This is a genomic window from Streptomyces sp. RFCAC02 (genome assembly GCF_004193175.1).
GTDB lineage: Bacteria > Actinomycetota > Actinomycetes > Streptomycetales > Streptomycetaceae > Streptomyces.
Genome location: NZ_SAUH01000001.1, coordinates 3360937 through 3385285, shown reverse-complemented (window position 1 = coordinate 3385285; position 24349 = coordinate 3360937). Strand labels below are relative to the sequence as shown.

General features: G+C 75.0%; 2 protein-coding genes (1 of these 2 cut by a window edge). Both read right to left on the bottom strand.

What is annotated here, in order from left to right; translation table 11 throughout:
- Positions 1-28: 28 nt before the first annotated feature.
- Positions 29-2335, bottom strand: a complete 2307-nt coding sequence (locus EMA09_RS15545) for a right-handed parallel beta-helix repeat-containing protein (protein WP_129841627.1) — start codon at positions 2333-2335, stop codon at positions 29-31.
- Between the two features lie 2 nt (positions 2336-2337).
- On the bottom strand, positions 2338-24349 hold the 3' portion of the coding sequence (locus EMA09_RS15540) for a hypothetical protein (protein WP_129841626.1). It continues 14273 nt past the right edge of the window; only the last 22012 of its 36285 coding nucleotides appear in the window; its start codon lies beyond the right edge, outside the window; it ends in the stop codon at positions 2338-2340.

Below are 24349 nucleotides of genomic sequence, written 5' to 3'. Positions count from 1 at the left end.
TCCTGGGAACGGGCCGGGCGGCGGCGGGTCAGGCGATGGGCAGCGGGAGGTCCGTCTCGTCCAGCGTCATGAGCTGGCCGGGCTCCGGGTTCTTCATCTCCGCCATGCGCATCGCCTGCCGCTCCGTCATCTGCTGGAAGAGCTGGCGGGCCGTGCGGCCGTTGCCGAACCGGTCGCCGCGCGGAATGGCGCCCATGAACCCGGTCAGCGCCTTCCGGCCCGCCTCGCTCAGCTCGTAGCGGTGCTTGCGCGCGTGGTGCTCGACGATGCGGACCAGCTCCTCGTCGGAGTAGTCCGCGAAGTGCAGGGTGCGGGTGAAGCGGGAGGCGAGACCCGGGTTCGAGTCGATGAACCGGTCCATGTCGTTCGGGTAGCCCGCCGCGATGACGACGACCTCGTCCCGGTAGTCCTCCATCAGCTTCACGAGGGTGGCGACCGCCTCGCTGCCGAAGTCCTGCCCCATGCCGATCCCGGCCGGGGCCAGGGCGTACGCCTCGTCGATGAACAGGACGCCGCCCCGCGCGCGCAGGAACGCCTCGGTCGTCTTCGGCCCCGTGTGCCCGATGTACTCGCCGACCAGCGCGCTGCGGTCCACCTCGACCAGGTGGCCGTACGACAGGAGGCCGAGCGCGTTCAGCAGGCGGCCGTAGAGCCGGGCGACCGTCGTCTTGCCCGTTCCCGGGTTCCCGGCGAAGACGAGGTGGCGGCTCAGCGGCGGCGCCGGGAGGCCCGCCTCCTGCCGCATCCGCACGGTCTGCATCAGCTTGACCATGCCGCCGACGTTCTCCTTGACGCCGTCCAGGCCGACGAGTTCGTCGAGTTCGGCGAGCAGGTCCTCCAGGGACTCCTCCGGCGGCGCCGGGGGCAGCTCGTCGGCGTCCGGGTCGGCGGGCGTCTCGCCCGGGTGCGCGGCGGCGCCGCCGTGGGCGCCCGCGGGGCCGGCGTGCGGCGGGTTCGGGACGTGCCGGCCGGGCGGGCCCGCGGGCTGCTCGGGGCGCTGCGGGCCCTTGTCGTCCGGGGTGTTCGGGTCACGCGGCGGCCCGTCCTGCGAGCGCTGGGCTCCCACGCCCGGCAGCCGCGCCGTGCCGACGTTGATCGACACGCAGTTCTCGACGACGGCCTGCGCGTCCTGCGCGAGCCCGAGGTCCTGGGGGGAGTCGAAGACGCGGCAGCCGAGGAACCGGGGCTCCGCGTCGCGCGCCACGTACAGCGCGGGGAGCTTGCTGGCCAGCACGTCGCAGTGGTCGAACACGCCGCGCGCCCCCTCCCCGACGAGCACGCCGTGCTTGCCGCTGCGGATGATCCGCACCGCGCGCACCCGCGGGTCGGCCCCGGCGGCGAGTTCGAGGCCGTTGCCGCGCTGCCGGGCGAGGGAGCTGTGGAGCAGGGCCGACTCCTCGGTGGAGCGCAGCCGCACGCCGGTGTCGCCGCCGGTCACCCGCGCGTCCCGGAGCGTCGCGCGGGCTTCGTCGCGGACCTCGACGCCGCACAGTTCGGCGTCGGCGATCGTCGTGTCGCTGATCTCGGCGCGTGCCGTGTGGTCGAGCCGTATGCCGGAGCGTGCCGCCTTCTCGACGCGGCAGTCGGTCAGCAGCACCTCGGCCTTGTCCTGGACGAGGACGCCGTGCCGGCCGGGGCCGAAGACGCCGCTGGCCCGCATCAGGACGCGTGACGAGTCGCGCGCGCGGATGGCGGAGCCGGAGCCGCCGTGCACGCGGAAGCGGTTGGCGCGCAGGACGGCGGTGCCGGAGACGGCGACGCCGATGCCCTCGACGCCGTCGACCGACGAGTCCTCAAGACGGGCGAGGGCGTCGCCCGTCAGGTGGAGCGCGGTGTGGCGCGAGGAGCGCAGCCGGGTGCGGAGGGCCAGCAGGACGCCGCCGCCGGTGGGGTCGGCCAGTTCCTCGGCGAGGTCGTGGTCGATGGGGATGCTTCTGACGGGCGGGTCGGGCCGGGGGGTCGTGCTGCGGGAGCCGAGGACCTCGATACGGCCGCGGGCGACCGTGCAGTCCTCAAGGACGAGGGACGCTGCGTCCTCGACGCGCAGCAGCGCCTCGGACGGTTCGTCGCCGCGCAGGGTGATGCCGCGGAGCCGGCAGCCGGGCGCGGCGACGGTCATGGTGCCGGCGGTGGTGCGGACGATGATGACGACGGACCCGTTGCCGTACTCGGGCCGCAGGGTGACGCGGCGGGAGAGCCGGAGGGTCTCCGTGTACTCGCCCGGGGCGATGCTGATGACGGCGTCGGCGGGAGCCGCGGCCAGCGCCTCGGCGATGGTCCGGTGGGCGCCCCGCGTGCGGGGTGCCACGCGTATCGGCTCGTTCTCGTCGGACATGCTCAGACCCCCTGGTCGTGCTCGGTCGTCCCGCCCGGGGACGGGTAGTAGTCGGTCACCGGGCCCAGCACCGGTATGTGCATCACCGGCGGCACGGAGTTCGCCACCACGGCCGCCCGGTCCGGCGCGGGCGGTGGTGCGCTCGGCGGTGTCAGGCCGAGGGATTCGCGGACCAACGGGGTGAATCCTACGGCGGCGATCGACTTGTCCAGCAGCTTGCTCAGCATCGGGATGAAGACGAAGTCGATGACGCCCTGCCGGTGGTACCAGCGGGCGCCGGCGGTGTTCTGCATGATGGCGCGGACGAAGCCGGAGGTCAGCGACGAGATGACGGTGGCGGCCGCGGAGCCGGCGGCGAAGGCCGCGGCCTCGGCGGTGGACACGTCGATCCGCTCGCCGTCGGCGGTCTTGATGCCGAAGACGTCGATGGCGGCCAGCTGGCCGAGGAAGGCACCGAGCGGGCCGACGACGAAGCTGTCCTTGAAGTACTCGTACGAGCCGCCGCGCCAGCGGAGCACGGCCTCGTTGAACGCCCACTCGCCGAGCCAGTCGTCGTCGTCCTGGCGCCAGCGGTACGGGAAGCCGCGGTCCTGCCAGTTGAGGCCGACGCGGTAGGTGCTGCGGTGCATGGCCCAGTTGTGGAGGCCGATGGAGGTGCCCTTCGTGGCGCCGGAGATGACGGCGGCGAGGGCGGCCTGCGCGACGTCCGTGAGGGTGAACGGGCCGGGCAGCATCGCGTACACGGCCATGCCCATCAGGAAGTCGATGGTGTACTCCGTCAGGAACTCGACCAGGATGTGCTGCCAGTTCCGGACGAAGAACGGGGTGTAGGCGGACTCGACGCCCCACAGGGGCCGGCCCCCGTTCCTCGCGCTGAGGTCGACCGTGACGGCCGTGCCCCAGGGGGTGCGGCGGTTCTGGCGGAACTGCCGCTCGTAGCCGCGGAACTCGTTGAGGAAGCCGATGTACCGCGTCTCGCGGCCCGTCAGCTCGAAGTCGGGCCGGAAGCCGCTCCAGTAGCGCTCGGGTCCCCCGAGCACGAGCGCGCCGTTGCTCATGCGTTCCCAGACGAAGCCGGAGATGGTGCGTTCGCCGATCACGGACGGGGTGCCGTCCGTGCCGTAGAAGTGGCGGCGCCAGTGCTTGGCCATGCTCTCGCGCTCGACGTACGTGCCGTCCGGCAGCCGCTCCATGGTCCGGGACGCGGCGCCGCTCTCGTACTCCTTCCAGGAGCGGTACGCCTCCGTGCCCCGGACGGTCGTGGCCATGCTGTCGGGGGTGGGGGCGTACTCGCGGACGCGCAGCGGCATGTCGTTGAAGTACCGGCGCGCGGCGCTGCCGACGGCCCTGGGGATCTCCTGCACGACGACGTAGGGGCGGGCGTCGGGGGTCGTGGCCGTGGCGGTACCGGTGGTGGTCCCGGTCGCGGCGGGGGCGTCGTGGAGGCGGTCCTCCCAGCGCGCGCCGCGCCGCCAGCCGGGCAGGACGCGGTCGCCGTCCAGCCAGACGCGGACCCGGTCGTCCTGCCGGCCGAAGTCCAGGACGTTGCCGTGGGCGTCCGTCTTGCGCCAGTTCCACACCTCGGCCGTCGTCCCGTCCGGGCGCGTCCGGCGGGAGACGAGCCACGCGTCGACGGTGACGCCGTCGGCGAGGACGCGGTGTTCGCGCTCCAGCAGGCCGTTTTGGTAGTCGCGGAACGACTCGCGGTCGAAGTAGTTGATGTGGTCGAACTGGTTCTTCGAGGCGAGCTTCCTGACGCCCCCGGTCTCGGTTCCCTCGACGCGCCAGGTGGCCTTGCCCGACGTGTAGACGCTGACGATCCCGACCTCGTCGCCGGCCACGCCGAGGGCGCCCGTCGGCAGGGTGTCCTTGCGCGCCAGGAGTTTGCCCTGGTGGGTGACGAGCGTCCAGTCGCCCTCCGGGTAGGCGGCGGGGTCGACGACGCGCTCGGCGTCGCCCGACGCCCTGGTGACCGTCGTGGTGCCGTCCGGCAGGTCCTCGTCGACGGCCGTGCGCCGGACGGGCGGCGCGCTGCGGTCCGCGTGGACGGTGCGCCGGAAGTCGATGCCGTCGTCGCCCCTGGCGTCGGCGGGACGTGTCGCGGGGCGCGGGTGGTAGTCGAGGATGGTGCCGTCCTTGAAGCCCATCCGGATGACGTGCCATTCCTTGCCCGGGTTGGGCGTGTACCAGTCGCCGTCCGCGAGGTCGCGGGTGTAGCGGTCCTGCCACAGGACGTCGTCCACGGATCTGCCGGTGGCGGCCGGCGGCGGGACGGCGTCGAAGTCGTCCCGTTCGAAGGTCCGGTGGCCCGACAGCTTGTCCTTGCCCTCGGTCCACGGCAGGTAGCCGGTCACCCGGTCGACGTCGTCGCCGTCGATCTTCGGGACGGCGACGTCGAACCCGGCCTTCAGCTCGCTGCCATTGGCCAGCTTCCGGATCTCGCCCGCCACGTGGGCCTGCTGGTCGACGAAGAGCGAGTTGAAGCCGCGCTGGCTCAGGACGGCGATGCCGGACTGCGTGCCCGCCCGCCAGTCGAACGTCTGGAGCTTGCTGTCGAGGACCCAGGTGGCGCGGTCGGTGGTGTTCGCCCAGCGGCCCGCCGCCGGCAGGGACCAGTCGGGCCTGACCATGTGCCGCCACGACGCGGTGCCGAGGTCCATGCCGCGCATCTCGGAGCTGAGCAGCCACCGGTACAGGTTGGGCGGGCGCTGTTCGGCGATGCGCCGGATCTCGAGGAACGTGCCGTCGGCCGCCAGCTTGGCGGAGCCGGACTCCTTGCCCTGCGGGGAGATGGAGGTCCAGGTGTCCTTCGGCAGGCCGTCGGGGCCGATGTCGAACGCCTTGTAGCTGCGGACGCCGGTGTACGCCATCGAGCCGGTCTTCACGTTGACCTCGGTGAGGGCGCCGGTGCGCGGGTCGGGCATGCGGTCGGTCCAGCCGTTGCCGAGCCGGTGCCACGACCGCCGGCCCTGGGCGACGTGCCGGAAGTCGGCGTCGTAGCGGTGCCAGGAGCCGGTGTCCCCGGTGCGGAACGCGAACGGGGCGCCCCGGCCGTCCCGTTCGGCGATGACGTAGCCGCCGTCGGGCGACTCGCGGTAGTGGCGCACCGGTCCGGCCGGGGTCCGGGTGACGTGGAGCTGGTCGTGGTAGTCGAACCAGGTGCGGCGGCTGGTGCCCCAGATCCGGATGCCGTGGTCCACGAAGTCGCCGCCGGGCGTGAGCTCGACCCAGCGCTCGCGTTCGGTGAGGCCCCACGGGATACCTGCCCTGCGGTTGACGAAGCCGGTGACGCTGCCGCCGGTGTGGGCGTCGAGGAAGTTGCCGTTCGCGAGGGGGCGGCGTTCGAAGACGAAGCCCTCCTTGAAGGTGGTCAGCGTGATGTGGCCCGCGCCCAGGCCCTTGGTGTCCACGATGCCGCGGTCGAGCCACCTGGCCTGCGCCGGCGGCCGGTTGCCGCCGCGCCAGCGCTCCCAGGTGCCGGACGCCTTGCCCGCGTCGTCGTACGTGAAGTCGAGGCGGAAGTACTGGTCCCGCACCAGCCCCTTGCGGAAGACGGCGTTGATGCGCTGCTCGACGAGGCGCCCGTTCGCCTCGTACACGCTGTACTCGTTGTTGCGGAAGCCGGGCTGCCCACTGGATCCGGTGACGGGGCCTTCGATCCGGTAGCGGTTGTCCCGGAAGGTGATCGTGCCGTGCTGGAGCGTCGGCTCCAGCTCGCCGTCCAGGAGACGGATCTCCATGGCCGCCGGGTCCGTGGTGAGGTAGCGGCGGCCGACGCCGTCCGACAGCTCCACGACGGTGAACGACTCCGTGGTCGTCGTGCCGTTCTCGCCCTGGAACCGGACGGTCGCGGTGCGCGCGTTGTTGTTCGCCGCGTCCGCCGCGCCGATGTGCTTGTCCAGGCGCCCTTCACCGTCGAACAGCCACACCTGGCTGCCCTCGCCCTCGGCGCGGAAGCCGGTGTCGGCACCGCCCGGCTCCCCGCGCGCGCCGGTGCGCACGGTGTCCATGAACTCCATGTGGGCGTCAAGCAGCCGGTACGAGCGGTACTCGGCCCGGCCGATGGTGGCGCTGGTGATCCGGACGTAGCTGCCCGCCGCCGTGAGGCCGCGGTGGTCGAGCGTCAGCGCCTCGAACTCGAACCGGCCGGTCGCGTCGTACCGGGAGACCGTCCGCCCCCCGTCGCCGAGCCGGAACGCGCCGCTCCGCAGCCGGTCGACGGTCAGGCCGTTGTGCAGCAGGGCGCCGTTGTCGCCCCGCAGGGTGATCGCCCCGCCGCTCACGGGGAGGTAGGCGTAGCCGATCGTCCCGGTGGTGGCGGGGTCCGCCGGGTCGGTGAGCCGGGTCAGGCGGACGGCGTCGTCCGTCACGGCGCCGTCGCGGTCGAGGATCGTGATCCTGCCGTCCGCCTCGATGCGGTGGCCGCCGCCGCCGAGGCGGGTGACGACCGGGGTGAGGACCGTCCCGTCGAGCAGCGTCAGCCTCGTGCCCGCCGGGTCGGCGGTGAAGGTGAGGCTCCCGCCCTGGAAGGCACCCGCCCGGAGACGGATCGTCTCCTGGACGAAGCTGCCGTCGGTGCGGAACACCTGGGTGGAGTTCCGCGCGGCGTTGGTGATGACGTACGTGCCGTCGCGCTCGGCGAAGCCCCCGTTGTTGAGCGGGTGGATGTCCCCGGCGGGGGACCGCAGTTGCGCCTCGCCCGGTATCCAGCGGTGCGCCGGACGGAAGACGTACATCTCGACGCTCCCGTCACGGCCGCTCAGCGGCGCCGCGTCGAAGACGTGCCGGCCCTGGTCGTCCAGCACCGCGTGCGGGCCGGTGTCGGTGGGTACCCGGAAGAGCCCGTGGGGCTGCGGCTCGGCGTCGATCTGGCGCCCGGACCGTGTCAGGACGTGCGGCCGGACACGTCCCTCGAAGTCCAGGATGAGCCTCCCGCCGTGGTACGCGCTGCCGACGACGCGGTGCTCGGCGCCCACCGGCCTCGCCACGAACGCCCCGGGGACACCCTCGATCCGGTAGGTGTAGGTGCTCCCGCCCCGTTCCACCGTCATGTCCCTGTGGCGGGTGTCCATGGTGCCGCCGAACGACACGGTGTCGGGGCGCGGCTGCCCGCGGTCGAAGAGGCTCTGGGGGAAGTCCGGGTCGTGCCCCCAGGTGGTGAACTCGCCGGTGGGCATGCCGTCGGGGCGCAGCACCGTGACGATCTCGTAGCTGTGCTGGCCGTCCGTGTCGAGGCCGAACCTGACCCCCGGCCTGCCGGGTTCCGCCTGGATGACCACGTAGCCGCGGTCACGGCCGAGGCGTACGACCGTCGTGTGAGGAACCGGCCGCAGCCTGCCCTCGCTGTCGAGTTCGTGCAGACGCGGTGTGCCGTCGCCCTCGGGCACCTGGAGGATCCTGCCCCTGAGCGGCCCTTCGTCGTAGATCTCGTGCCGCTGCTCGACGAGCCGTCCGCGGAGCGTGTACTGCGAGAGGGTGGGGACCTCGTCCACGAGGATCGAGGTGCCCGCGAACCGGACGTCGCCGGTCTCCCAGTGCTCACCGTGGAGTTCGCCGGACGCGTAGGGGCTGCGTTCCATCCCCGCCGGGAACGCGGCCTGGCGGACCGTGCGGCCCGTCGGCCGGCCCCGCCGGTCGAGGAGCGGGATCTCGACGTCCTGCTCCTCTCCGGTCCTGTCCACCTGGGTGATGGCCCTGTCCTTGACGATGACGAAGTCGCCGGAGTCCAGGCGTTCGGCCACGGCGGCGGTGTCGACGGTCCCGTCCGGCAGGGCGACCTCCGCGGTGCGGCCGTCGGGGGAGACGAGGAGACGCTGCCCGGCGAGCGGCGTGCCGCCGGTGATCTCGTGGGACCAGTGGGCGAACGCCCCGTCGGCCGTGTGGATCTCCCTGGTGTACGGGTCGTCCTCGCGCTCCACGGCGAGGCCGTCCCGCGTCCGGTGGACCTCGGCGCCGGGTACGGGTGTGTCGTCGGCGAACAGGCGCGGGGGCTGCCCGGGGTCGGCCGGGATCAGGAACCACTCGTCGGACCGTGCGGGGTCCCCGCCGGTGCGCGGTACGGAGTCGCCGGCGTACCGGCCGTCGTCACCGATCACGACGCGGTGGTGGGGGGTGGTGACGATGCGGCCGCCGGTGGTGAGCGGGAGCATCGAGGTGATCTCCAGCTCGCTGCCCGCGCCGTCCGTGAGACGCGGCCGTCCGCCGGGACGGAACACCGGGTCGGGGAGGCGCAGGTCGTGGCCGTCGAGGTCGCCGCCGCGGATGTGCAGCGTCTCCTCGGCGAGTTCGCCGGTGTCGAGGTGGACGGTGGTGCGGTCGGGGCGGCGGACGGTGATCAGGCCGTCGGTGAGGTCGATGTCGCCGGGGCGGTCGTCGCCGTGGGCGTCGCGCAGGGCCGGCCGTCCGCCGTCGCGGCCGTCCAGGGGCCGGAAGAGGTAGTCGTCGGTGGTGCCGCCGCGGCGGGTCAGCGGGATCACCAGGTCGGTGGGGGCGCCCTCGCCGGTGACCGCGATGTGGCCCTCGGGCAGGGCGATCCGGTGGCCGCCGTCCACGAGGCGGGTGACGGGCACGGCGAGCGGTTCGGCACCGTCGGTGCCGCGCTGGAGGACGGTCGGCGCGGAGCCCGGCAGGGTCGTGTCGTAGCGGAGGATCAGGGGCGGGCGGCCCTCGACGGTGACGGGGACCCAGCGTTCGGTGCGGACGGTCGCCTCGCCGTCCCCGTTCCGGACGGTGATGGTGAGGGTGTCGTGCGTCTCGCCCGGGGTGACGCGGACGTCGGTCGTGGCGGCGCCGTCGGCGGGCGTCGCCGACGCGCCGCGCACGCGTCCGGTCGCGGGGGCGAGGTCCACGCGCAGTCCGGCCAGGAGCACGCCGTCGCCGGGGAGCACCACGCGGAACCGGCTCATGTCCTGCAGCTCGATGCCGGTGTCCACCAGGGCGGCCAGCACGGTGGGCCGGTCGGTGACGGCGGGCGGCACCGCGGTCCCCGCGCGCTGCCCCAGCCGGTCGATGACCACGGCGCGATCGGCCTCGTCCAGCAGGCGGAACTCGTCGCCGTCCACCCGGTTGAGACCGGGCACACCCGGGCCGCTGTGCACGAGGGCGCCGGTGCGCGGGTCGTGGACGGCGAGGGCGCCGCCGTCGCCGTACACCCGCACCGCGCCGCTCTCGAACCGGACGGCGCTGTCCCGCAGCGGGGTGCCGTCCAGCCCGTACGGGTGCGGGTAGGGGCGCCCGTCGGTCAGGTGCCGGACGAAGCCCGTGATCCGCCCGTCGCCGTCCCGCAGCGGTGTCACGGGGAACCTGACGGCTCCCGCGCCGTCCAGCAGGACGGGCCGTGCTGCGGTGCCGCCCGGGGGGACGACGAGGAGCTGGTCGCCGCCGACGCGTGCGGCGGTGATCTCCGTGACGCCGCCGTGCCCGTCGCCGAGACGTGCGGTCCCGTCCGCGCGGAACTCCAGCGTCGCGTCGCCGAACTCGACCCGCTGGTACAGGAAGCGGCCGGTGCCGGGGTGGTGGACGAACTCGGCGGCGCCCCGGACGATCCGGATCGCGCCCCGGTCGGCGTACACCTCGTCGGGGGTCACCTCGCCGCCCCGGACGACCGCGGCCGTCCCGCCCGGATCGAGCGGCACCAGCGCGATCGGCCCGTCGCCCGTACCGGTGAGCGGCACGGTCCGGTGGGTGGGGAGGCCGTCCGCGTCGAGCACGGCGGTGCGGCCCGCGGCGGTGACGAGGAACAGCGTCTCGTCGTCCAGGGGCAGCGGCGTCGTACCGGCCCGCACGCCGCCCGGCAGCGTCACCCGGGGGGCGGCGCCGGGGACGGGCTCGACGGTGACGCCGTCGCCGAGGAGGCGCGTGAGTGCCCCGTCGGGGGCGGCGCGGCCGGTCACCTGTGCGGCGCCCGGCTCGGGCCGTCCGGCCGGGTCCACCTCCCACAGCCGCTGACCGCCCGCCCCGTGGAGGAACAGGCGGGAGTCCTCGGCCCAGGCCCTGGCCGGCAGCAGCGCGCCGTTCCGGCCGAACACCGGGAAACCGGCCCGGCCGCCGTCGAAGTCCGACACGGCGTACGCGGTGCCGCCGTCCTCGCCGGGCGTCCGCAGCACGTCGCGGACGACCGCGCCGGACTCGTCCACCACGGCGGGGTGCTCGCCCGGCGCCCGGACGAGGTACAGGTCGGGCCGGCCTTCGAGCGGCACGACCGACGAGCCCGGCACCTCGCGCCTGCCGCCCGGGAGCGTCAGGCGTGGTTCGCCGGTCGAGAAGTCGAGGGTACGGCCCGTCATCACCCCGTCGCCCCGGCCCGGGGCCGTGGCCAGCAGGCGGCCCGCGCCGTCGTGGACGCGCGTGCCGTCCGCGCCCTGGACGACGAACCTGGTGCCGCCGAACGAGCTGCGGACCCGGTCGGGCAGCGGCGTGCCGTCGCCGAGGTGGAGGGACCAGCCGTCCCGGCCCGCGACGGCGTACCGGTCCACGGCGCGGCCCGCCCCGTCGCCCAGCCCGACCGTCCGGTGCCCGGTCCAGCCGTCGGCGGCCACGACGACGGGCGGCTCCCCGGCGGCCCGCAGCAGGTACCGGTCGTCGCCGAACCGGGCGGCGACCGGCTCGGCCGGCAGCGCGTCGCCCAGCAGCCGGGGCGCGGTGCCGTCGCGCGGGACGACGAGCAGGCTGCCGCTGTAGGGCGCCGGGCGCACCTCCACGACCTCGGCGTCCACCGGGCGGCCCGAGGCACGGTCGTACGCGCCGAGGCGGTCCCCCGACGGCGCGACGACCAGGTCGTCGCTCACCACGGCCGGTCCCACGGCCTCCTCGGGATCGGTGGCGCGCGTGTCCACGGCCAGGCCGCGGGAGTCGCCGGGGGCCGGCAGGACGACGGTGCTCCCGGGACGGCCGTCGGCGTCGAGCGGCCGGAAGACCTCGGGGGTGACCGGGGTGCCGTCCGGTGCCAGCAGGACCGGGTCGGCGCCGGTACGGCCCGGCAGCACCAGGTCGTGTCCGGCCCACGCCCCGGGCACCCTCGTCCAGAGGGAGTCGAGCCCGATCCGGACGGTCCCGGCACCGGTGGGGACGGCAGTCGTCCCGGACGTGATCGGGCGGCCGGTGTAGTCGTACTCCCGCGTCACGCCGGACGGGTGGCCGATCTCCACGCGGTCGGGCAGCAGGCGCACGTCGAGATCCGCCCGCTCCCCGTCCGCCCGGAAGGCGACGGCCTCGCCGCTGTACACCTCGACGACGTGCACGTCATCGCCGCCCGGTCCGGTGACCCTGACCACGTCGCGGGCGAACGCGCCGTCCCGGCCCACCACCATCGGGGGGGTGTCCTGCCGCGTGATGAGGAACAGGCCGTCGTGGCCCGCCAGCTCCGCCGCCCGCGAGCCGGACACCTCGTCGCCGGACGGCTCCGCCACCAGGCGCGGCCTCGCACCCGTCAGGTCGAGGCGGTTGCCCGCCATGGCGGCGTCGACCGGCCCGGCTCCGGTGCCGATCAGGCGGCCGGTGGAGTCGTGGAACCGTACGCCGTCCGCCGCGCCGATCGTGAGGCGGTAGCCGTCGAACGTCGTCCTGACCGGTCCCGGCGTCGCCACCGGCCCGTCCAGGCCGTGGAGCGTCGCGTCGAACCCGCCCCTGTGGTCCGGCGGGACGACGAAGAGGCCGGTGGGCCGGTCCGCCTCGTCCAGGAGCTGCGGGACGTAGGCGTCCCGCCAGCCGGACGGGGAGATCACGACGGTGGGCCGCCCCGCGGCCGCGAGCGCGTACGCGTCCGCCGTGATCCGGCTGACCGAGGCATCGACCAGCGGCTCGGTGCCGCCGTTCAGCAGCCGCAGCGCGCCGCCGTCGCCCGGGTCGAACAGCACCGTGCCCGCGTACTCGTGCGCCCCGCGCACGGGGGTGGCCTCACCGGTCAGCACGCCCGTGTCGCGGGCGAAGACCGCGGGGTAGTCGGGGTCGCGCATCAGGATCAGTCCGTCGCCCGTCACCCGGACGGGGAACACGTCGCCGCTGTGCTCATCGACGATCACGCCGTCGCCCGCGCCGCGTTCCGGCACGAGGGCGCGCAGGGCGAACTCGGGATCGTCCGGGACGGTCAGCCGCACCGGCACGAGCTCGACGGGCGCGCCGGTGGCCGACACCACGGTCGGGGACAGTCCGGCCGGGGCGTCCGGCACGGGCCGCAGCGCGAAGCGTCCCCGCCACGCCTCGGGCAGCCCTGCCGCGTCCACGTCGATGCGCCGCCCGGTCAGGAGCGGCGTCCCGCTCAGGTCGGTCGTGCGGGCGTCGTCACCCGCCAGGAGCGTGACGCGGTCCGCCGCGCGGTCGAACCACACCACGTCGCCGGATTCGGGCAGCAGGTCGTGGCTGTTCCAGACCCGCGCGGGGCCCTGCCCGCCGACCGGGACGCCGATCAGCCGGCCGGCGTCCCGCACGAGCACCGGGTCGTACGTGTGGGCACCCTGACCGTCCGTCACGAACCGGTGCCCGCCGGGCAGTTCCACGAGGAACCCGCCGTCGCCCATCGTCCGCACCGGGGCGTCCACGACCTCGGTGCCGCCGCCGTCCACGAGATAGCCGTCCCGGCTCCCCGGCGGCACGACGAGCCGGTACGCGGGGTCGGCGGCCAGCGGGTGCGTGTGGCCGGGAACGGCCGCCCTCGGCACGCGCGCGGGGATGTCGGAGGTGCCGTGCGCGGGACCGCCCGAAGACGGCAGCGCGTCGGCGGCGGCGGTGCCGGCCGCGCGGTGGGTCACGACGCCGTCGGCGCCGAGCGTCCACTCGCGGCCGTCGGGGAGGGTCGCGAGCAGGGAGCCGTCACCGAGCGGCCGGACGTCCGAGCCCGGCACCCGCGCGCCGTCGGCGCCCGCGACATGGGGGTCCCCGCCCTCCGGCCTGACCAGCTCGAAGTGGCCGGACGCGGACGGCAGCCGGTCGCCGCGCCCGAGCCGGAAACCGGCGGCGTCCCAGGAGACGGTGGCACCGCCGTGCGACACGGCGTACGAGGCGTCCTCGGCGAGCGTCAGCGTGATCGCCCCGTCTCCCCGGCCGATCGTCAGGGACCTGGGCTCGACGGGACGGCCGAGCGGCGCGTCGATGTCCGTGACGAACCGGCCGTCGCGCGTGTGGACGCGCAGCGTGTCGCCGTCGCGGAGCACGATCAGCGCGTCGTCGGCGGTGACCGGGTGCCCCAGCATCTCCCCGCCCCGGAAGAGGCTCGGGCCACCCTCGGTGATCACGACGGTCAGGCCGCTCCCGACGCCGTCCGCGGTGCGCAGCACGACCGTCTCGCCCGGGACGACGCCGAACACCGGGGCCACCGTGAACGGCGCGCCGGGCGCCGGGAGGACGGGCCGGGACGCGGGCGCGCCGCCGAGCGCGGTGGCGTTCACGACGGCGACCCGCACCCGGTCGGCGTCGCTGAGCCTCGCCGTCTCCCCGGGGGTGAGCCGGCCGGCGTCCGCCTCGTCCACGCCGCCGCCCGTGAACCGGCCGGTCTCCCCGTCGAACCGCTCGAACCGCCCGTCCCGGCCGAACACCGCCAGGCCGCCGTCCGGCAGCCGCCGTACGACCGAGCCGGGGTCCGTGTGGCCGTCGAAGCCGAGCGGCAGCGGGTACGGCTCCCCGTCCGGGCCGTGCATGACGATCGCGTCGAGCGCACCGGGACGATCGCGCAGCACGGTGACGGGCGTCGCCCCGCCGCCCTCGCCGTTCACCAGGACGCGCCCGCCGTCCCACTCCAGCAGGTGCGCGTCCTGGCCCACCGGGAAGACGTTCACGTCGTCCACGGACTGGCCGCCCGGCCCGCGCACGGTGGGTCGGCCGCCCAGGGTCAGTTCGATGCGGAAGCCGTCGGCCCGGCCGCCCGTGACGTCGATCGCCCTGGACACGAACAGGCCGTCGTCCGTGTACGTGGTCACCGCGCTGTCCCGGCGCACCACGATCCCCTCCGGGGAGACCGTCACGTCCGCGGACAGCAGGGTGCCGTCGCTGCGGAACATCGCGGCGGCCCCGGGCCCGTCCACCGGTACGGCGATGAACGCGCCTTCGTGCGACGTGCCGAACGAGCCGGTCGGCTCGACGATGCGATGGCTGATCAGGCCGTCCCCGTTCAGCACGGCCGAGTCGCCGTCGGACAGTGCCACGAGGTACCCGCGGCCGCCCTCCAGCTCCGTGAGGGTGCCGTCGTGCAGGACTCCATCGTTCGGGACCAGTTCGGACCGGACGGACCTGTTCTCGGAGATGAACAGCGAGAAGTCCTCGAACGCCCCTTCGGCGCGGATCTCCTGCATCCTGCCCAGGAGGCCGCCGTCCGTCCCGTGGACGGTGGAGAGGCCGCCGGGCCAGTGGACGGTGAACGACGGGAAGGACGTGCCCGACGGCACGGCCCGCGCCCCGTCCATGAGCGCCAGGATCCGCCCGGACCTTCGGTCGAGGGGCAGCGCCACGAAGGTCTCGGCACCGCTCGGGGCGGTCACCCGGACGATCTCGTGGGTGTGGTTGCCGTCCCGGTCGGCGCCGACCGGGCGGTAGCCGGGTGCCTGGACGAGGTAGTGCTCCCCGCCCAGCGGGTCGGCCGACGACCCCGCGACCTCGGTGGCCCCGGCCGCGCCCTCCGCTCCGTCGTCCGGGCGGTGCGTGACGCGTGCCCGGTCCGGGTCGGACAGGTCGAGCAGGTGATCGGCCAGGGCGCCGCGCAGCGGCCCGGGCTGGGCGTCGAGCAGCGCTCCGGCGCTGTCGTGGACGAGGACCCCGCCGTCCGCCTCGGTGGCGATCCTGCTGCCCCTGTCCAGCACCACGGTGGTCGGGGGCTGGGTGCCGTCCGGCCGCAGGACGCGGGACAGCCCGTCGTTCAGCAGGTCGCCCGGGGCCAGGGAGAGGCCGGTGGGCGCCCCGCCGGGGCCGGGCAGCGGCACGGCCGGGGTCACCCGTTCCTGCCAGGTGTTCACCACCAGGTGGGAGTCTCCGACACGGACGTACACCCCGCCGCTGAGAAGCGACCGCACCGTGTGGTCGGGGTGGACCGTGCCGCCCGGGGTCAGGACGTGCTGGGGTGCGCCGTCGGGATCGGCCATGAGCCGGTGCCCGCCCGGCAGATCGTAGGACGTGCCCAGGAACTCGGGGATCTCGTTGTACCGCCGCTCGACCCCGGGGCGCTGCTGGACGACCGGCCCGTCGGCGCCGGGACGGGCGGTCCCGGCACGTTCCAGATCGCCGGTGAACACGGCGGTCTCCTCGCCGGCGACCGGCTGGATGGAGTACAGCCCGACATCACCGTCCTCGTCCAGCAGGGCATCGAGGCCGTGGCGGTGTGCTCCGGCGCCGTCGACGAGGACGCCACCCTCCAGGCCGTCGATGAGGTACAGGCCGTCGCGCGGGCCGGCCACGGCCGCCGGCGCGCGCCCGGGCCGTGTCGCGTCCGGGACGAGGGCGGGGCGGCCGTCGGCCCCGATGACGAGCCGGTCGCCGTCGTACAGGCCGCCCTGGATGGGCCGGTCGGGCACGACCGCGCCCTGCGGGTGGATCGTGACGCCCATGCTCCCGATGGTCGCCCGGCCCGTCTCCGGATCCACCGTGACCGGGTCGGCGAGGCGCCGGGCACGGCCCTCGAACAGCGCGGCCGTGCCGTTGCGGTCCAGCGGGAGGATGGCGAACCGCTCCGGCGTCACATCGACCACACGATGGGTGGTCGCCCCGGCGCTGTCGAGCACCACGGGGGGGCGGCCCGGCGGACGGGCGAGGAAGCCGCCGCCGTCCAGCGGCTGGGTGCGGGTCTCGATCGTTTCGCGGCGCCTGCCGGGCGTGTACAGGACGGGCGGCTCCCCCTCGACCAGCCACACGACGGACCGGTCGTGACCGGGCAGGGACGGCCCGGGGACCTCCCGCCGCAGGACGGTGCCGTTCGGCCGGTAATGGGTGACGACCGTGCCGTCCGACACGGAGAAACCGCCGCCGTCATAAGTGGTCACCCTGCCCGCGACCGGTGTGCCGTCGGCCAGGAACAGCTCCGACGGGTAGTACGCCGCGTTGAGCGAGCGGATGAGGACGCGTTCCACGCCGCCGTCCGCGCCGCTGCCCGGCAGCCGCTCGGCGATGTGGGTGATCCGGCCGGAGGGGTCGATGGCGACGCTCCGGCCCTCCGGAGTCTCCACGAGGAACAGCCGGCCGCCTCCCAGCGGCAGTATCCCGGCGGCCTCCCCGGCGCCGCCCGTCCGGACGATGGTCGGGACGGCGCCCGGCGCGCCCGTGCCGCGGAAGGTGTACCCGGCCAGCGCGCTCCCCGCCGAGTGGGTCCGTTCGATGCCCGTGACGGCGCCGGTGCGGCGGTCGTACGTGGTCAGCGCGAAGCCCTCGCGGACGCTGACCGTGGTCTCGCCGAACTCCACGTCGGCGGTGACCTGCCGGCCGCCGCGCCAGACCGCGGTCTCGACGCCGTCACGGCGCCGCGCCTGGGTGATGAACAGGCCGTCCGCGCTCCGCACGAAGTTTCCTGGCACCTCGTCGATCAGCTCGCCGGTCGCCCCGTCGAAGCGCCCCACCGCGCCGTCCGGGAGCGGTCCCGCGCCCCCGCCGGTGCCCGGCCCCAGGTGGACGGTGAAGGTGTCGGCCGATCCGGTCCATCCCGGACCGATGACCAGGCTGTCCCTGATCCAGCGACCGTCCAGCCCGAGCGCCGCCTCCCGGAGGACGCCGTGCCGGTCCGTCACGACGAGGACGTCACGGCGGACGCCGCCCGGGCTGAGGGTCACGATGCCGGTTTCCCGGGCCGAGCCGTCCCGGGCGACGATCCACCCGCCCCGCTCGCCGCGCACCAGGAACGATTCCGCGCCCATGCGTGTCACCGGCGTGCCGAGGTCGCCCTCGCCGTCCATCAGCCGGGGCGGGAGCCTCGGGCCGTCGACCCGGATGACCAGCCCGTCGAGTGCTCCGCCCCGGATGACGACGCGCTGGCTGATCAGCCTGCCGGCCCGGGTGTACACCGCGACCGAGCCGCCCCCGGCCACGGGGTCCCCGGCGGCCCCGGTCTTCCCGGCGCCCGGGTGACGCCGGGTCACGGTGATCGTGCCGTCCTCGACCCGCACCTCCGCGCCGGCCTGGAACTGCCCGTCCACATAGAGCCGCCCCGCCCGGCCGTCCGGCGCGATCGTCACGACGAGACCGGTGCGAGCGCCGAGTTCGCCGCGCAGCCCGATGGCGGCGAAGACCCGCCGCCCGGGAACGTCCACCGCCAGGTGGGCGTCCCCGGCGCGTACCACGTACACGCCGTCCCCGAGGTGCGTCATCGACGAGTCGGGGACCGCCCTGCCACGGGAGTCCACCAGGCGGGGCAGCGCGCCGTCGTCGGTCGTGAGCAGGCCGAGGTCCCGCCACGGGCCGCCCTCCGGCGCGCCCTCGAACGCCCGGGCGCGGCCGATCTCGCGGCCGGCGGTGTCGTGGAAGGTCATCGCGGGCCGGTCCGGGTGGGACTGTGCCGCGTCGACACGTATCCGTGCGCCGGCGACCCACTCGGCCTCCGCCGGTGGCACGGCCTCCCGGCCCACCGGGGTGGCGATCAGCCGCTCGTCGGGACCGGGCCCGACGGTGACCTTGTGCGTGACCGCGCCACGCTGGAGCACGGCGAAGCGGCCGTCCACCTCGACCAGGAAACCGACTCTCCCGAGCGGTACGGCGGGGCGGGCGTCCGGCAGCGGCGTGCCCTGCGCGTCCACCACGCGGGGGAACCGGCTGACGGGGTCGAAGCCGATGGACGCGCCGCCCAGCAGGCGGCCGAGCGGGCTGTCGGGCGCGGCGCTGCTGTCCGCCAGCAGGCGGCCGTCCCTGGTGTGGAGGGCGGTGCCGTGCTCGCCCCGCAGGGTGATCCGCTCGCCGTCGGTCGTCACCCGGTACGGCAGCGGTGTGCCCTCGCGGGTGAACGCCGCCGCATCGCCCGGCCCGTCGAGCGGGTGGACGACGACGTGCCCGGTGAGGCCGCCGGTGGAGCTCCCCAGGAACACGGGGCCGCGCGTGACCGAACCGTCCGTGTCGATGACGACGTACCGGCCGTCGCGCCGGATGAGGTGGCCGGTGTCGCCGAGCGCTACGGCGGTGGTGCCCGCCAGGGGCCGGAAGTTCGTGCCCTCGATGTACGCGGCGCCGCCGCCCAGCGGGAAGAAGAGGTACTCGCCGTCGAACGGTTCGTCGGTCAGCGGGATCGCGCGCCCACGCAGGCGGCCGGCCATGTCGTACACGCGGTCGAACCCGCCGTCCGTCGGCAGGTGGATGGCCGTGCCGTGGACGATGGTCGCCCGGTCCGGCAGGGCGACGCCGTCGCTGCCGTACGCGGTGGCCCCGGGCCGTGCGCGGTCCAAAGACGCGACCACGTGGATGCCGAGCGGGCGGTCCGCCTCGTCGGTCAGTGCGACGACGTCGTCCGTCCACCGGCCCCGGACGTCCAGGGCGACGGGGCGCGTGCCGTCCATCGTGACGAGGTACCGGTCCGGTGCGGCCGTGGGGGGCGCGTCGCCCCTCCCGACCAGGGGCAGGACATCGGGGTCCGCCGCCCCCGCGGCGCCGGCGCCGATCCGGGGCGCGCCGCCGCCCTCGGGGATGTGCACGGTGCGGTCGGCCAGCGGGCCGTCCAGCCGTCCGGGGCCGGTGTGCAGCGGGGTGCCGGACCCGTCGTAGGTGGTGAGGACGCCGTCCCGCTCCACCACGACGCGGTGGCCGCCGAAGCCGGTGGTGAACCGGTCGGTGCCCGGTGACAGGTCGGCCGTCCTGAGGGTCGCGGGCGCGTCGGCCGCGTCGGGCAGCAGTACGTGGCCCGTCACCTCGCCGGACTCCGCGCGCAGCACGATCGCGCGGCCCGTGCGCGCGAACCCGGCATCGAGGGTCCAGGCCCTGTCGGGCAGCCGGACGAGGTGACCGCCCTCGGGGGGCAGCAGGACGTCCGAGCCGGTCACCTCCCGCCCTGTCGTGGCGTCGCGCAGGGTCGGCGGGCCGTCGCTCGACCACCGCAGCCGGAAGGCGCTCAGCTCGCCCTCCAGGGTCTGGTCGGAGGAGACGAGTCGTCCGTCGCGCGTGTAGCGGTCGATGCGTCCCGGCCGTTCGACCACGAGCGACTCGCCGTCCTGGTGGACGGGCGGGCTGACCTGCTGCTCGGACCCGAGCAGCAGGTAGCTCCGGTTGCCGCCGCTCCAGCTGAGGTACTCGCCGGTGAACCGGCCGGACCGGTCGTGCAGCAGGACGAGGTCCGATCCCTCCCCCAACGACCGGTTCAGAGCCGAGTAGGGCGCGTCGGGCGACATCCGCAGCGCGTAGCCGAGCGGGTCGAGCCGTACGACGTCGGCGTCCGGCAGCGGGCCGCCGTCGCCCGCCCGCAGGTACGGACGGCCGCCGCCCGGGGGGTCGCCGAGCAGGGTGCCCGCCGCGTCACCCGACCGGATCCGGCGGAGTTCGTGCGACCAGGCGCCGGACGCGTCGTACGCCTGGAACACGCCCTGTTCCCGGACGATGAGCCAGCCGCCGTCGGGGTCCCGGAACGCGGGGTCCGGCAGCGGGGTGAGGTCGTCGGCCCAGCGGTCGAGCCGCCCGTCGCCGCCACCGGGCGGCACGGTGACGAATCCGGCCGATCCGCCGTTCCTGGTGAGCCGGACGATGTCGAGCGCTTCGGTGTCCCCGGCCACCGGTGTCAGGCCGTCGGGGCCGTTCCCGACGCGCAGCGCCGTCCGCAGCGAGCCGTCGGTGTTCCACACCCACCGGGTGCCGTTCACGTCGACGGAGAGCTCCGTCGTGCCGCGCGTCACCGGATAGGCGGTTTCGGTGCCGTCGCGGAACACGACCGGGCCGGCCGGCGTCGACCGCAGGGTGAGGCCGGTCGGGCCACCGTCCCGGTTGCGGAGTGTGACGGTTGGGTGCGGCTCGATCCCGTTGAGGACGGCCACCGTGTAGGTCTCGCCCCCGGGCGGCGGGGTGGCCGCGTCGGCGCCGGCGTTCCCGGCGTTCTGGAGGCGCGCCCGTTCGGCGAGCCGCCCGTAGTCGTCGGGGCGCAGCATGGGGAGTTCGTCGGCCTGCGGCCAGTTGGAGCCGATGGCGCCGTCGCCCTCGCTGTCGAACCGGCCCGTCGTCCCGTGGAACCGTTCGAAAGTGCCGCCGGGGCCGTACAGCACCAGGTCGCCGCCGGGCAGCCGCCGCACCACCGAGTCGATGACGGACACGCCGTCGAGCGCCATCGCCAGCGGGTACGGCGTGCCGGTACCGGTCGTCAGGGCGAGCAGGTCCGGCCGCCCGCCGGTGCGTCCCGACAGGACCGTGACACCGGTCGAGCGGCCGTCCGGGGCGACCAGCGCGCCTCGGCCGTTCCGCTCCAGCAGCAGCGCGTCGGGGCCGACCCACCGGGGCGACGCCGTGACGGCCCGGCCTTCGGGGCGGGTGACGTCGATGCCGCCGCTCGCCGTCGGTTCCACCCGGAAGCCGTCGGCGGGACCGCCGGAGACCAGGATCTCGGCGCCGGCGAACCGCCCGTCGGTGCCGTAGCGGTGCACCGCCGTGCCACGGCGCACCTCGATGCCCGTCTCCGTGAACTCCACCCGGGTGGACACGACCGTGCCGTCGCCGCCCCGGAACAGCACGGGGTCGCCGGGGGTGTGCACGGGTGTGGCGAGGAACAGGCCGGTGTGCGCGCCGCGCGGACCGGCCAGCGGCAGCACACCGTGCGTGAGGTCGCCGAAGCGGTCCACGATGCCCCGCGCGCCGGGGACGTCCACGAAGTACAGACCGTCCGCCACCCGCACCACCGGGGAGTCGGTGAGCCGGGTGCCGTCCGCGGCCTGCAGGTGCGGGTCGCCGTGCGCGGGCAGGACGAGGCGCGGCGGTTCCGCGAGCCGGTCGAACGGGCCGCCGCCGAGCGTGGCGGAGGTGCCGTGGACACGGCCGAAGCGGTCGTGGAACGTCGCGAAGCCGCCGTCGCTGTCGTCGGTCCGCAGCCGTGCGCCGTCGATCCAGACCCGGTCCGTCGCGGCGGGGCCGGCGCCCGCGCCCGACGGGACGGCGACGAGCCGGTCGGCGCCCTGCGTCCCCGGCAGCGGGACCACGATGTCCTCCGTCGGCAGACCGTGCTCGCCGAGGATCGCGTGCGCGCCGGGCACCTCGGCCAGGAAGCGTTCGACGTCCTGCGCGAGCCCTTCGATCCGGGTGACGGAGGAGTCGCGGAGGACGTTCAGGTACGTGTCGGCGATCCACGGCCGTCCGCCGTCCGGCGGGTACACCACCCGGCGGCCGGCCAGGGGCCCCGCGGGCACGGCGTGGGAGTGGCCGGCGAAGTCGCCGTTCATCCTGTAGACGAGCCCGTGGCTGCCGGAGTCCAGGCTGAACAGGGGGCCGTCCCGGTGGTACACGGTGTCCCGCAGTTCCCGGCCGTCGGCGGTGAGCACCATGGTCCGGCTCTCGTCGTCGTCGAGCGGCACGGCGACGTACCGCTGCTCGCTCGCGCCGTCGCCGCGCAGGACGATCACATCGTGCGTCAACTCGCCGGAGTCGGGATGCAGGACGAGCGGGCGGTGGCCCGGGGACTGGATGAGGTACGAACCGTCTCCGACCTCCGTCGCGTCACCGGCCCGCGTCCCGTCGCTCCAGCGCACCAGGACGGTCTCGCCGTCGATGCTCACCACTCGGTTGCCGGCGACGGCCCCCAGGAGGGTGCCGCGCTCGGAGCCGACGAGGAGACCGTCGGTGTACGTCTCGACCACACCGGCCCGCTCGAAGGTGACGCGGGAGCCGCCGAGCGTGCTGAAGACCGTCTCGGTGACCAGCGTGCCGTCGGTGCGGTACACAGCCTGGAATCCACCGGTTGCCGGCAGGGTCAGGATCAGGTCGGGATCCTGGCCGTGCGCACCACCGAGCATGGTCACGTCGGCCGTCCACCGGCCGTCCCCGTCCAGAACCTCGCCGGCACGCGACGCCGTGACGAGGAACGTCCCGTCCACGGTCCGGGTCACCTCGACGGTCTCCAGGCGCGTGCCGTCCCTGTCCACGAGGTACGGCCTGACCGCCGGGTCGTCGGGAATGACCAGCGAATTCGTGCCCCGCTCGACGAAGACGGCGCGCCCGACCCGTCCGCCGTCCGCGGCGAGGAAGACAGCCGTCGTCGCGTCGTCCACCCGCAGCCGCGCGCCGTCCAGCCACGCTTCCGCGGGGACGTTCCCTCCCCGGCGGGCCGGGCCGTGCGGAACGGCGTGGAGCCGCTCGGCGCCGTCCGGACCGGGCCGGGCCGTCACCACGTGGGTGAGGTCGCCCTGCCAGTCGACCAGCGCACCGCCGCGGGGGGTGGTGAGGAGCACCGAGCCGTCGTCGAGCCGCACGGCCGTCGAGTCGGTGGACCTCAGCCCGTTCGGGCCGAGGACGAGGGGCGACTCGTGGGCGGGGATGACAAGCCGGTCGGTGCCCAGCAGCGTGTCCAGCAGAGGCTGGGGCCGTGCCGGCGCAGGTGTGACGCTGGTCACCACCCACTGGCCGTGCCGGTCGAAGCCGAGACCGGCGCTGCCCCGGGACACTTCGAGCGAGCCGTCGACTCCTCGTGGGGCGAGCGTCAGCGGTGCGTCCTCCCGCCACAGCACCACCTCGGTCTCCCGCGCGTCGAGAGGCACGAGAGCGCGGCCCGGGGTGAACTCCCCGAAGGCGTCGCGGAGCGGGACGGCCTCGTGGGTGAGGACCCCGTCGCGGTCCAGCCGGGCCAATGCGCCCTCGGGGCCGATGGCCAGGTGTCCGCCGTCGCCCAGCGACGTGAAGTGGACGTCCTGGACGCGCTCGCGCCCGATGAGGAGATCGGGCCGCCGGGTCGCGTCGGCGTGCACGTACACGGTCCGGCCGACGAGCAGAGTGCCCTGCCGGATTTCCTGCAGGTGGCCCCGGAACGTGCCGTCGGCGTAGTGGATGTCTGTTCGCGCACCGCCCTGCCGGGTGATCGTGAAGAGGTGGCCCATCCGTTCGACCGGGACGTCGAGGCGTGTGCCGCTCGCGGAGGAGTACAGCGCGTAGGGGTGGCCCTCGCGCACCGGTACGGCGACGAACTCGTCGCCGTCACGGCCGGGCAGGGGGATGACCTCATGGGTGATCGCCCCGGTGTGGTCCGTGATGACCGGCCTGGTGCCGGGCGTGCCGCCGACCAGGAACCCGCCGTCACCGAGAGCCCGCACGTCAGGGGAGCCCTGCGTGCTGCCCTGTCCGTCGACCAGGCGCGGACCGTCAGGCCCCGTCAGGTCCAGACGCCTGCCGTGCATCGGCCCGGCGAGGGTCCCCGGGAGGTCGGCGAGGTGGGCACCCCGGCGGTCCAACCGCATGACGCGGTCGCCGAACGCGGCGGTGAACACGACCGAGTCCCGCGTGCCGAGGACCTGGCCGGTCACCAGCCTGCCGCCCGGCCCGGACACCGCCGCGGTGCCGCCACGGGTCGTCGGGACGTGCAGTGTGACACCCAACGGCCTGCCGTCCGAGCCGATCAGGGGGAGCGGGTCGTGCGTGCGGACACCGGATCCGTCCACGATGACCGGCCGCCCGCCGTCCGACCCGATCAGGAAGCCGTTGCCGCCGATCCGGGTGACGGGGGTGGGCGCATCATCGCCGTGCAGGAGGACCGGCGGGTCGTCCCTCGAAATGACGAGGGTGGCGTTGTCGCCGTTGTCCAGCCGCACGGTCACCTGGCGGCCCCCGAACGCGCCCGTCGCGCTGTAGGTGTCCACGGTGGTTCCCCGCCACACCTCGATGGTGCCGCCGTCCGTCCGCACGTCCAGGTCCAGGATGCGCCCGGTTTCGTCGGACAGCGCCGGCCTGCCCGTGCCGGGGTGCGTGGTGAGGAACTCGCCGGTCGGGGCGCCGTCCATGCCGCGCAGCGGGACGGCCCCGTCGGGGCGCGGCGAGTCCTGCCGCACCGGCCAGCCGTCGATGTCGTACACGGCCTGCCGCCCTCCGGCGCGCCCGTCTCCTACGGCAGCGACCGTGATCAGGCCACGTTCGCTGTCGTAGGACACGGGCGCGCCGGAGGGCGCGGCGGCG

Coding starts and splice junctions, on each gene's coding strand:
- EMA09_RS15545 (WP_129841627.1), bottom strand. CDS start 2,335: ATGTCCGACGAGAACGAGCCGATACGCGTGGCACCCCGCACGCGGGGC.